Below are 11937 nucleotides of genomic sequence, written 5' to 3' on the forward strand. Positions count from 1 at the left end.
TAGCAGGGGTCTAAGATAAAAAGTGGTACTGTTTAATTGCGTCTGACCAGCCACTAATTTGGTTTGTGAGATCAAGACTTGCGTACGCTCCATCATAAATAGGTTTTGTTGGGAAGTAGACCGAGAGCCCCGTTGGCTTCTGTCGTTCACGTCCAAATAAGAACTCTGAACTAATAACGGAGTGTTGAAGTGCGTTTAAGAAATTCTCGATGCGTTGATCATTCTTATGGTCCTTGAGTATTGTCGCAAAGTGTCCTAGGTCCAGAAAATCAGTGTCATAAAAACGAGTGGCGTTCTTTTCGCTTTTTGCTAGTAAGATGTACTCTGGTGCGATCATCTCAGAAATGAGTTCGCCAAGTGAGCCAAGTGCCATTGCGAGACCTTCAATTTGCTCCATGTCTATAGCAGACTGGGTAACCAGCCGTATTCGATAATCCCGCATTCCTTCTATGTAGGAAGCGACCATAGCACTGGACAAATCCCGCGCGCTGATGTTTCCATCGGCAGCCGCAATGGAGTTCACGAGCAGGTCGTAACGCCAACCGATCGCTGGCTCAATTTCTTCGGAAGCAACAACAAACGACGATAAATTTCTAACTTGGAAGGCGACCTCCAGTCCCGCCATCAGGCACGCATCAAAGCCCAGAATGTCGAACTTGAAGGGTGTGCCCCTGCTCTGGGCGATATGATTAATTGCTCCAACCAAAGCGTTCTTTAGTTCGATACTGTCCAGGGCGTCGTGCTGGGACGTCTCGTCAAGACCAATAGCTCGATCAACCAGCAACTCTAGCTCGCGATCCAGCTCATTCCGATCCCTTTCCCGCAGAGACAACATCGGAGGTCGCGCCGATGAGCGCTGCAGCGATGTTAGCAGAGCATCCCTGCCGACCAGGAATCGGCGCTCAGGTGCGGCGATAAGCGGCACGAGAGTACGTCCAATGAAGTCGGTCACAACTTCCTTAGCATTTTTTCGAAATAGAATTCGTTGAAGACGTCGTTTGTAGCGGTCCGCAAAATCAACATGGCGCATCGCCCGCGCCAAGCGCTCACCGGCAACTTCCTCTGCCTGCTCGTATATAAACTCCGGCTTCCAGCCGCTTCCATGGTTCCAGATAACCAGAGCATATCGTTCGGCAGGGTGGTTCAATACACCCCATTCGATGAACGCTTGGAGAACAGACGGATCACCGGTGTTAGTTTCACCGATTTCATTCAAGGGCGAAATGAACCTGAAATCATAGGGCTGCCAGTTCGGGTCTTTTATGATCGGCCCCCGCAGCGCCGGTCCTCTTGTGCCGTCGCCGTATCGGTCAACCTGAACAATTAAATCGACCTGGTCAGTAGATCCAACTAACTCCATTTCGTGAAGATCTTTGACAGCAAAGCGGTCAAGATCGTTATCAGCAGCCATGAATAATAGTATAGTCCACCGTTTCATGTTCACCCCCGTCATGCGGCAGAAACGCCGATGATCTGTGGAAGTACGAATGTTCCAAAGAGTCTCTAATTTCTGTTTTTAGGGGCGCTCTTTCGAATCCAGGCTGGCGAAGAGCCAGCGACAATACATCTTGGCCCTCACGAAGGAGCAAATGCAGGCTAAGTAGTTCCTCGATCGTCTCGGAAGCGACCGATGCCCCAAATTCTCGGCCAAGTTTGTCGCGGATTCCTTGCACTCCCTGGATTTCAGCCGCGAAAGCAAGTGCTCGCGTGGCAGGACGAGTGAGCCGAAGCAAATTGTTGCCAGTTCCAACTCGACAGTCACGGACAACCGCCTCTCCATCGTTGTTTTCCCGAAGCGAAAGCGCTGATGTCGCGGCGTGGGCGTCCCATCTCTCCAAAGCCGTGTGAAGTTCCTGATGGATTGGCTCGAAATGGTGGTCATCAGGCTTTTCGATGTCAAAATGATATGCCAGCTTCTGAATGGATGAGCCAACCGAGCTATAAATATGTGCGTAGGCGGGTAATGGTCGAATCGAAATGTTAAATGCGGACGGTTCATTGAAGTACGGGCTAAAGCGGTCGGCCCGGACGCGGGTAACGCCACTGGGGGGGGACAAGTGGGTGAGAAACGGGATCAAACCCAACACGCAACGATAATCATCTATGGTCTCACCGGGAAATCCATACAAGTGACCCCATTCAACATAAATGCCTGCCTCAGCAGCAAGCTTTAGGGTTTGGACGTTTCGCAGCATGGTAGTGCCCTTTCGCATGAGGCGAAGGACGTTTGTGCTAAACGATTCTATGCCTGGCTGAATTTTCCGAACGCCGGCGCGAGCGAGAACTGACAGCTGAGATGCTCGTAGGTTTGCTTTTACCTCATAGTGCATGAGCAGTGGGGGTAACGTTCTGGCGAGACGCGGCAAAAAATGGTTGAAGTATTTTGTATTTAGAATGTTATCTACGACAAGAATCTCTCGTCCGTATCGATTGGCTATGCCGAGAAGCTCTGAATAGGCTCGCTCTTGACTCTTGCTTCGGTACGTCATTCCCAAAGCGTTGAGACCACAGAATGTGCAGTGATGCTTCTGGCCCCACCAACATCCCCGTGCGCTTTCAAAAAGAGGCACGGCATCAAAGGACTTTGAAACATTAGGGGCTCGATGGCGATCAGCGTAGAAGTCGTCGTAATCCACAAACGGTAAGTCATCGAGATCGACTATCGGGAGTGATGGACCTTGGGCATGGATTGCCTTCTCACTATCCCTTACTGTCACACCGGGTAACCCGGCTAGATTCTCCCGGTTGAGGTACCTCTTGACGAGTTCTGGAAAAGTTATTTCGGCCTCGCCACCTACGACAGCATCAATCACAGGATACAGACGATGGAGCTCAGTCCCCATTTCGTCTTCACAGTTGGCTCCCCCAAAAACAATAAACTTATTCGGGTATCTCTCCTTAATACGTTTGGCGAGCGCTAATGAGGCCATCGTCTGCTGAAATGACGACGAAAACCCGACGACCGCGTATGCTTCCCAGTCTATCGCAGCCATGCAATGGTCGAGAAATCCAGATATCTTCTTCCGGGATTCTAAGATGTTCAACACCTTACGAGCATCAACAAGATGCCTGTACTCGCCGCATAGAATACGTGAGATGTAACCTATGTCGTCTGTTGAGACGTCACCGTGCGCGGCCGCTGAAAATAGCCATTCACCGACAAGTGCGAGAAAATATCGGTCATCATTGATGTCGCAGTATGCCGCCGGGCCCACATATTCAGCGAAATCCAAGAAAAAATGTCGGATCGCAGCGTGATAGCCGTTTCGGCGAAGCGCGCTCTTTAAAAGAGAGAGGCCGATCGTGGGATGATTCAAGGATGCCATTGGCATCGAGAGTAGAATGACGTCGCCACGCTGGGAGCGCGGCTGCTGGTATATGTAAGTTGAGGCTTGGTCCTCATGGCGCATCGGTCGATACCAATTCTGTCCATATGAGCGAAGCTTGTTCTCTCAACCGCGCGGTGACCCGAACCGCAACTTGTGCTCCAGCTGGATCTCGGAAGAGACGATGGCAGACAACACAATCGTGCAAAGCGCCAGGCACGAGCCCCAGTTTAACTTTCTCTGCTTCCGTCATGCGTTCGACAAAGAACTGAGGACCTTGTGATGCTAAAACAATCCAAAAAAGGTCGCGATCCCTCCGTGTAAGCAAGGACTTTATAGATTCGTCGGGGTATCGACCTAAGCGAATTCCGTCCGTAAATCCTCCCACGGCGCAGCATGGGAAAACGTCGCCGTTGGGCGTCAGAGACATTGTGTCAAAGTCTGCCCTACAAGCGCGCTTCAGATCCGTCGGAGCAGGCGGCAACAGGTCTCCGGGTTTGACCTTTCTTTCAGCCCGCCCCACCGGAAGACACTTGACTTGTGTTATCGGCAATTCGAACGCTTCGTCACCGAGAAGTTCCAACGCTGATGACAGGCTTGACACCTTACTAACCACTGCCGTCAACCGAACGCTCACGCCGTACTTGCGGCAGGCACAAATTGCATTGCGAATCCGCGCGGGATCTATGAACCTCGAGTGGTACTGGTCCCAGCTCAAACTAATTGCTTCGATTCCTATTGATGCTAGTGATCCTATGGCTCGCTCGGCAGTAACCCGGTCCACAGCGAAGGAGCCGTTGGTCACGACCCTGAAAAGCAAGCCACACGAGTGCGTAACTCGCGCAATCGAAGTTAGATAATCAAAGTCGAGGAACGCCTCTCCCCCAGACAGGGTTATGCGCTTCACAGTCGACACTGCAGCTACCTCCTTGATAGCCTCAGTGATGTCATCTAGGCTCAGCCGCTCATTTATGGAAGGCGCAGAACTGAAGACGCAGTGATGACAGACAACATCACACTTCCAGCTTGGCATAATCGCCAGCGTTTCCAGCGGGTGCTTATATCCTGCGCCCATCGCTGCCCCGTTTCTGCTAGCGTCAGATATCCGAAAGCGGCAAATTATCGGTGAGCGGGGCTCTTAGAGCCACGCCCCTATCACTGGGCGCCCGCCCAGACGATTTTCGACAGTATTCGCGGCAGCTAAGAATGTTTGGTCATTCAGCGCCCGGAAGAAGTTTATCGAATCCTGAGACATGTTCAGCCCAAGTACCATGAAGGCCGCTTCTGGATCCTTGAGCAAAGCCTCACGAAATTCGGCATCGACCAAGGCTCGGCCAAGGATTTCTTGGACGTCTTCAAGCGTAATATCGCGTGCAGTCGCTGGCATTTCGACCTCCAAAGTATAACTGTGAAGTCAATTGCAAAAGCATTATGCCGAATGATGTTTTGCGCATTAGCTTCGCTTGGACTCTGCATGGCGTCCAAAGCGTTCGTTGCCCCCGGGTAGGAAAGCATAAGCCGTCAACTAGCAATTGCTAAAATAGCAGGATGCGTTCTAAGGTCAATCCCCCGGTCCTGGAATTTTGTAGTAGGGCGTTGGGGCCTAGGGTATATACAATAGCATTTCCGCAGCCAGGCAGAGCTGGTATTTTGTCGCTACCACGAGCAGTTGCTAAACGCCCCTGAATACAAGGCCGCCGCAAGATCCCCTAAGGAGCGCCTCAGCCAATTTCAATGTGACGGAGACCGGTGGCAGGGTTGACTGTCAGAGGGCGAAGAGGTCGGTGACGATCGCCGCGGAGGCCTCCTGACGCGCTGCGACACGAGCATCCAGGGCTTTGCCCGCGCACGGTCTTCCGATCTGCCAGAGCTTCACCATACGCTCGACCGTCTCAATTGCGACCTTCGAGCTTTCCGCGACATGCAGCTCATAAAACCTCCGCCGGCTTTGCAACCAGCAGCCAGCCAATGTGATGCCGTCATTGCCGCGATCGGAGCGGACCAGCTTGTGGTAGGCGGCATAGCCGGTGGAGTGGACGCCCCCCGACGGCATCAAATGTGCCAAAGTGCGGGTGTGTTAGGACCTGCAAGGAGGACGTCCATGAACGAGATTACCATCGTTGGTTTGGATCTGGCAAAGAACGTATTCCATATCCACGGCGCAGGCCCCGATGGAGCGGCGGTCCTACGCAAGAAGCTGAGCCGCGGAAGGTTGCTTGAGTTTTTAGCCAAGCTCCCGATCTGCGTAGTCGCGATGGAAGCCTGCGCCAGCGCCCATTATTGGGACGGGAGATTGGCAAGCTGGGGCATGAGATCAGACTGATCAATCCTTCCTATGTGAAGCCTTTTGTCAAACGCCAGAAGAACGATGCTGCTGACGCTGAGGCAATCGCGGAAGCGGCATCGCGTCCCACGATGAGATTTGTAACGGTGAAGAGCGCAGAGAAGCAGGCTTCATCCATGGCATTCAAGGTTCGGAACCTGTTGGTGCGACAGCGCACACATACAGTCAACGCACTACGCGGACATCTCATGGAGTACGGGTTGATTGTGCCGCAGGGTATCAAACACCTTCCCAACTTGAGGGAACTCGTCGCAACTCACCCCGACCTGCCTGAGGCTGCGCGGATCCTTTGCGACGGCTTGCTGGAGCAGGTTGCATTTCTTTCAGAGAAGATTGCCGTGGTAGAGGCAGATCTCCGGACGCGCGCTAGACAAGACGATGTCGCTTCCCGTTTGATGACCATTCCAGGCATCGGTGCTATTTGCGCGACCGCTATGGAAGCCTTAGCTCCATCAGTCGAGATCTTCAGCAAGGGTCGTGATTTTGCGGCTTGGATTGGCCTCACGCCTAAGCAGAATTCGTCCGGAGGCAAGGACAGGCTCGGTAAAGTATCCAAAATGGGCAACGAGATCTTCGACGTATTCTTGTTCTTGGCGCTACCGCCGTGGTGCGTTGGGCAAGACGATATGGAGCGCCTGCCGGCTCCTGGCTAGCAAGAGTGCTTTTGAAGAAGCCGCCGAAGCTTGTCGCGGTAGCGTTGGCGAATAAACTGGCGCGCACCGCTTGGGCTCTGATGGCCCGTGGTGGCGTCTATCAAGCTCCGACATCTGCCGCTGCATAAGGCAGAACCGGGGCCGCGAGACGTCGGGAGTGTGGTGAGGTCTACGGAGGATTGCGCCATCAGCTTGCGGTCGAGCTCGACCTTGTCGCGAGCGTAGATCGCCTCCTGCTGGTAGAGCGGCAGGCCATCGGCTTTGGAGACAGCGATCTGGGCCAGCAGCGCTTCCGTCGGAATGCCGCCTTCGATGATGTGCGCCGGCGCCGGTGCCCTGGATGACGCCGTCCTCATTTTTGAAGACATACTTGGGGCGGCGCGTGACGATGACGCGCAACTCCGCCGGCACCACATCAAGTGATGAGTCCAGCTTAACGAACCTTCCGAAACTGAGGGATCACCGCGAGCCGATCATTGAATTCCTCTGTCGCCCATGTCATCGCCACTGCGCAGTTGAGCGCAAGCTGTTGGTGAAAGCATTCGGCGCCAGTGTGAGCTTCGCGGTGATCCGCCGGCGCACGGCGATGGGCTGCGAGCGCATGCAAACGCCGGAGGGTGACAAATGCGGCGCGCACTTCCCATGTTTGGCTGAGGGAGCTGATGGAAGCTAGGCGATGACAAACGACGAAGGCAACGAGCGCCCGCGCAAGATCATACATGTGGACATGGATGCCTTCTATGCATCAGTCGAACAGCGCGACAATCCGGAACTCAGGGGCCTGCCGGTTGCCGTCGGCTATCCTGCTGCCCGCGGCGTGGTGGCGGCCGCCAACTACGAGGCACGCAAGTTCGGCGTTCATTCGGCGATGCCTTCGGTGACCGCTCAACGGAAATGCCCCGACCTCATCTTCGTCAGACCGCGCTTTGACGTCTACAAGGCCGTCTCGTTGCAGATCCGCGCGATCTTCGCCGAATACACGCCGATGATCGAGCCACTCTCGCTCGACGAGGCCTACCTCGACGTCACCGAAAACCTGAAGGACATGGAGATCGCCACCGAGATTGCCGCGGAGATCCGGGCGAAGATCAAGCAGGTCACTGGCCTCAATGCGTCGGCCGGGATTTCCTACAACAAGTTCCTCGCCAAGATGGCATCCGACCTGAACAAGCCCAATGGTCAGGCTGTCATCACGCCGAAGAACGGCCAAGCCTTCGTCGAGGCGCTCCCCGTCAAGAAATTCCATGGCGTAGGTCCCACAACGGCCGAGAAGATGCACCGGCTGGGGATCGAGACGGGCGCAGACCTCAAGGACAAGACACTCGAGTTTCTGGTCGAGCATTTCGGGAAGTCGGGACCCTATTTCTATGGGATCGCCCGCGGCATCGATAATCGCCAGGTCAAGCCGGACCGGGTGCGGAAATCCGTCGGCGCGGAGGACACGTTCTCCGAGGACATCCAGTCCTACGGCCCGGCGCGCGAAGGTCTTCAGCCGCTGATCGAGAAGGTATGGGGCTATTGCGAGGCCAACGAGATCGGCGCCAAGACGGTGAAGCTCAAGGTCAAGTATGCCGACTTCAGCCAGATCACCCGGAGCAAGACGGTTCCGGCACCTCTGCAAACGATCGGCGATCTCGAGGAGGTGGTCGGCCTGCTTCTCGCGCCGATCTTCCCGCCACGCAGAGGAATCCGCCTGCTCGGCGTCACGTTGTCATCGCTGGAACGGCGGACGTTTGGGGTGGCGCCGCAGTTGCGGCTGGCGCTTTAGACGGCCAGCATCGGCTGGGCTGGATCGATCGAATGGCGCTTGACCCGGAATGTCCCTGCCGGCAGCGGACGGAGGATTTCGTCCTCAGGCACAAATCCGTCGAGCCAGGCCAGGCGTTGATCGCGTGTCAGCACCGCCAACTGCCGGTCGTGAAACGGCGCGAGATCGGCATTCGCCTCGATCGTCAGGATGGCATAGGACGCCGGCCAGTCTTCTATCGCCGGCCGCCAGATCGCCGCGAAGTAGAACCAGTCGCCATTTACGAGCGAGAAGCTGAAGCTCCTATGGCGAAACTCCAAGGCCGGCACCAGGCAGCGGTGCGGTGGGAAACGTCCTCCCTTCCGACCGAACGACGTTCACGGCGCGCAGACCGCCGTCGCGGGGCCGCAGGCCCCATGGCAGTTCAACCATCTCCACATCGCCGTCATGGCGCCTTATGATCACGCGGCGCTCATCAAGCGGGGCGTCGGACTGGAAAACGGTCGCACTCATCATAGATGGAACATATCAGGAACGACATTCCCACAAAACCAAACCCTGAGACGGAGGACACATGTGCAATGATTATCGGCTGATGGTGGATGTCGCCTCTATCGTCGAGGACTTCGCCGAGCTCAAGATCAAGATTCGCTTAGGCGAAGGCGCGCCGAACCTGCAGCCACGCGAGGACATCAAGATCACCGATATCGGTCCAATCGTCAGAACGATCGACGGGACCCGGGATGAGGCCGAGCTCGTGCAGCGGCGCTGGAGCTGGCCGGGGCCGAACAAGCGTCCGGTGTATAATTTCCGGTCGGAAGGACGCGAGTTCAGTTCCAATCGCTGCCTGATCACCGCCGACGGCTTCTACGAGTTCGCCGAGCCGAAGGACCCGAAGAAGAAGCGCAAGGACAAATGGCTGTTCACGAAGAAGGATGAGCCGATCTTCTGCATCGCCGGCATATGGCGCGACACGCCGGATGTCGGACAGGCCTTCACCATGCGACGATGGAGCCCGGGCCGGACATCGCGCCATACCAGGACCGGCAGATCGTTATCCTGGAGCGTGACTCATGGGCCGCGTGGCTCAATCCGGCGGTTTCCGCGAAATCGCTGATCAGGTCGCTTCCGGCGGGCGCGCTGGTGGTGGAACAGGTCGGCTGATCGCCAGTTCCGTACCGGCGTTCAAAGGACAAATTCAGCGCAGGTCGGCGGCCTGTGAACGAAACCACTTCAAAAGCCTCTATATCAGTCCACCTAGATGGCGGTATTGATTGCATTTTATTGATATATAACGTACTGGTAGCTGCCTCAGTAGGTGGCGTTTCATCTTTAAGCTTTACTCAACTGAGATTTTCCGTGTCGATAGTCGATCAAGTCAAGAAGTATGAGGATTGGCTCGCGACGCAGTGCGACGTCGTGGAGGCGGGGCTTGATGAAAAGCACGAACGGATGGCGCGCGATCCGTTCAAGTTCTTTCGCGCGACATGCTTCCGTTTCGCTCGCAAGCTGTTTGACTGGCTGCCCGAATTGGGTGGCGGGCCTTTGGTGATGAACGTCGGCGACGCTCATATCGAAAACTGGGGCACATGGCGGGACGAGGAAGGACGCCTGGTTTGGGGCGTCAACGACTTCGACGAGGCCGCCACGCTCCCGTACGTCTGCGATCTCGTGCGTCTTGCAACAAGTGCTCGCCTTGCCCCGGATTTACCGGGCAGTGAGAAGGCTCGGGTTGAAGCTATCGTCGAGGGTTATCGGCGCGGCCTTGAAGCGCCCGGCCCATTTTTCATTGATGACAGGGTTCCTTGGATGCAGGCGCTGGTAAACCGACCTGCAACTAAGATCGACTCCTTTCGGACCGAGTTGAGTGGGGCTGCCGCAGTGGTGCCGCCGCCCCAGACTTCCGACTTGTTGAGGGAGCAGCTTCCCGCCGGCACCCGCGACATTATCTTCCGAACCTGGCAGCGCGGCGGCGGTTCACTTGGACGTCCGCGCTACCTTGCGATCGGCACCTGGAATGGCGGAAGCGTCGTGCGTGAGGCAAAAGCACTGGTTCCGTCGGCTTGGGAGTGGGCGAATGGAAAGATCGGCCCCGTCGGACTGTTTCAGGTCGTCTCAACCGGGCGCTATCGCTCACCGGACCCGTTCCTGAAAGTTCGTTCTGACTTCGTCGTCCGCCGTATTGCATCGGATTCGCAAAAGATCGACCTCAGTAAAGTAGACGCTTGGGCCTATGGGCCGGACCTTTTGGCAGCAATGGGAGCAGATCTGGCAGCGATCCATCTTGCGGGAAAAGTAAGCGCCAACGACATCAACAGCGACCTCGCCAGACGCGAGTCGAATTGGCTGCACAACGCCTCGAAGGCTGCGGAAGAATTCGTGATGAAGGACTTCGAAAAGTGGAAGCGCTTTCAGCAGGGGGACGCATGAAACAGGCAGTCGTCGTGATCCATGGCATGGGTGAGCAAATTCCGATGGACACGCTCATGAGTTTCTCGGAGTCAGTGTGGGCTACTGACTCTGACCTCATTGATGCTAATCGTCCTGATTCTTCTACGGGCGCGAAACGAACGACGAACGCGATCTGGTTCAAGCCGGACGAGTATAGCCGTTCCTACGAGCTTCGACGTCTGGCAACAGAGAGCCTTCCGGGACGTGGTTCCACCCACTTCTACGAATTCTATTGGGCCCATCTCATGGAGGGAACCTCGTTCGAGCATTTTCGAGCCTGGATGAAAGATCTTCTCTGGCGCTCACCGCGTCGGGTGCCGCAAGGGCTCGGCCTCGCTTGGACTGTTCTTTGGATCATCACAATCGCTGCGGTCACCTGCTTCCTCCTGTCGCTTCTACCGTCCGAAGGCAAGGCTGGTACTGGGCGGTGTTGGGAGGCGTTGCAAGCCTTTCCGTCGGCGGTCTCGTGAACACGTTCCTGCTAAAATACTTTGGTGACGTTGCCCGCTACGTGAAGGCGAGTCCACCAAATGTCGCTCGCCGCCAGGAAATTCGCGAGAAGGGAGTGCAGCTCCTAGAATCGCTGATGGGTATCAAGCCCGACGGGACAACAGTCACGTCCGAGTACGATCGGATCGTGGTCGCGGCGCACTCGTTGGGAACGATCGTGGCTTACGACATCCTCACTCATAGTTTCGCGCGCCTAAACACGAGAATGACCGCGGCAGAAGACCAGCCGGAGCTCGCGAAGATGGAGGTTCTCATTCGCCGGGCGACTGGATTGGAACCGCAATTGGCTGATGCGCGTCAGCAACAAGACGTGGATCTCGATGCATATCAGGCGCAGCAGGCGCTCTGCAGAAAAGAGTTGAACGCGCAAGGGAATCCCTGGATCGTTTCGGATTTCGTAACACTTGGGTCACCACTGGCGCACGCGGAGTTCCTCCTTGCCTACGACAAGCCGGCTCTCAGGAAGGCCCAGGAACGGCGCATCCTGCCGACCTGCCCCCCAACACTGGAATATGATGCGACCACCAAGAAGCGGCACATGTCCTATCGGACCGATGATGATGCCGCTGCCCCGCGCCTGCCCCACCACGCGGCTCTATTCGCATTTACACGATGGACAAACATCTACTCCCGTCACAGAGCTATCCTCTGGGGGGACATCATTTCCGGTCCAGTCGGCAAACAGTTCGACCTGGCCGTGAACGGCAGGACGTTTTCCGGCATTCGCGATATCGCTGTAATGCCAGAACCAAAAGACGGAACGGTCGGCTGGAAGTTCTGGCCTCCATTCTTCACTCACACAAAGTACTGGACGCTTCCCCGGAGATGGTCCGCTGGTGCGGCCGTGCCGCACCACATCTCCGAGCTTCGTAAGGCGCTGAAGCTGAAGGAAAGGTGAGGTTCGGG

Annotated in this window: 9 protein-coding genes and 5 pseudogenes; 7 read left to right on the forward strand and 7 right to left on the reverse strand. The window is 56.0% G+C overall.

All coding sequences use genetic code 11. From position 1 onward, the window contains the following. Positions 1-10: 10 nt before the first annotated feature. From J2Z31_RS13750 to J2Z31_RS13770, 5 genes and pseudogenes are all read right to left on the reverse strand, one after another. Positions 11-1411 (reverse strand): clostripain-related cysteine peptidase, encoded by a 1401-nt coding sequence (locus J2Z31_RS13750; RefSeq protein ID WP_209602390.1) that lies wholly within the window; start codon positions 1409-1411, stop codon positions 11-13. Next, on the reverse strand, positions 1401-3410 hold the full coding sequence (locus J2Z31_RS13755) for a RiPP maturation radical SAM C-methyltransferase (protein ID WP_050577630.1): 2010 nt from the start codon (positions 3408-3410) through the stop codon (positions 1401-1403). Before J2Z31_RS13755 ends, J2Z31_RS13750 begins: the two co-directional genes overlap by 11 nt. After that, positions 3400-4401: a radical SAM/SPASM domain-containing protein gene (locus J2Z31_RS29985; protein WP_150824046.1), complete on the reverse strand. Its 1002-nt coding sequence runs from the start codon at positions 4399-4401 to the stop codon at positions 3400-3402. The genes J2Z31_RS13755 and J2Z31_RS29985 overlap by 11 nt, the downstream gene beginning before the upstream one ends. A 63-nt stretch (positions 4402-4464) precedes the next feature. Further along, on the reverse strand, positions 4465-4713 hold the full coding sequence (locus J2Z31_RS13765; RefSeq protein WP_028002647.1) for an Os1348 family NHLP clan protein: 249 nt from the start codon (positions 4711-4713) through the stop codon (positions 4465-4467). 381 nt (positions 4714-5094) lie between these two features. Further along, positions 5095-5391, reverse strand: a pseudogene (locus tag J2Z31_RS13770) (IS66 family transposase); the annotation flags it as partial. 36 nt (positions 5392-5427) lie between these two features. On the opposite strand from J2Z31_RS13770, the pseudogene J2Z31_RS13775 reads away from it, so the two are divergent. Continuing rightward, positions 5428-6451 (forward strand): annotated as a pseudogene (locus tag J2Z31_RS13775) (IS110 family RNA-guided transposase). A gap of 51 nt (positions 6452-6502) precedes the next feature. Here the strand turns inward: J2Z31_RS13775 and J2Z31_RS13780 are convergent. After that, positions 6503-6743: pseudogene (locus tag J2Z31_RS13780) on the reverse strand (IS66 family transposase); the annotation flags it as partial. Here J2Z31_RS13780 and J2Z31_RS29270 point away from each other — a divergent pair. Both J2Z31_RS29270 and dinB read left to right on the forward strand, forming a co-directional pair. Next, the gene (locus J2Z31_RS29270; protein WP_084617838.1) at positions 6712-6996 is read left to right on the forward strand and encodes a hypothetical protein; all 285 of its coding nucleotides are present in this window, start codon (positions 6712-6714) and stop codon (positions 6994-6996) included. The pseudogene J2Z31_RS13780 and the gene J2Z31_RS29270 sit on opposite strands and share 32 nt — an antisense overlap. Positions 6997-6999: 3 nt before the next feature. Continuing rightward, the gene (gene dinB, locus J2Z31_RS13785) at positions 7000-8091 is read left to right on the forward strand and encodes a DNA polymerase IV (protein ID WP_028002649.1); all 1092 of its coding nucleotides are present in this window, start codon (positions 7000-7002) and stop codon (positions 8089-8091) included. Here dinB and J2Z31_RS13790 read toward each other — a convergent pair. Further along, positions 8088-8586 (reverse strand): annotated as a pseudogene (locus J2Z31_RS13790) (SOS response-associated peptidase family protein). The gene dinB and the pseudogene J2Z31_RS13790 overlap by 4 nt on opposite strands. Before the next feature lie 58 nt (positions 8587-8644). Here J2Z31_RS13790 and J2Z31_RS13795 point away from each other — a divergent pair. The 4 genes and pseudogenes from J2Z31_RS13795 to J2Z31_RS13805 all read left to right on the forward strand — a co-directional run bounded on the left by J2Z31_RS13795 (position 8645) and on the right by J2Z31_RS13805 (position 11929). Further along, positions 8645-9234: pseudogene (locus J2Z31_RS13795) on the forward strand (SOS response-associated peptidase family protein). Between the two features lie 195 nt (positions 9235-9429). Then, complete coding sequence (locus J2Z31_RS13800) at positions 9430-10500, forward strand: DUF2252 family protein (RefSeq protein ID WP_028002650.1); 1071 nt, start codon at positions 9430-9432, stop codon at positions 10498-10500. Further along, positions 10497-10991, forward strand: coding sequence for a hypothetical protein (locus J2Z31_RS29275; RefSeq protein WP_234939437.1), 495 nt, complete (start codon positions 10497-10499; stop codon positions 10989-10991). The genes J2Z31_RS13800 and J2Z31_RS29275 overlap by 4 nt, the downstream gene beginning before the upstream one ends. Next, complete coding sequence (locus J2Z31_RS13805) at positions 10988-11929, forward strand: hypothetical protein (RefSeq protein ID WP_234939438.1); 942 nt, start codon at positions 10988-10990, stop codon at positions 11927-11929. The genes J2Z31_RS29275 and J2Z31_RS13805 overlap by 4 nt, the downstream gene beginning before the upstream one ends. Positions 11930-11937: the final 8 nt, after the last annotated feature.

The organism is Sinorhizobium kostiense (assembly GCF_017874595.1).
Lineage (GTDB): Bacteria > Pseudomonadota > Alphaproteobacteria > Rhizobiales > Rhizobiaceae > Sinorhizobium > Sinorhizobium kostiense.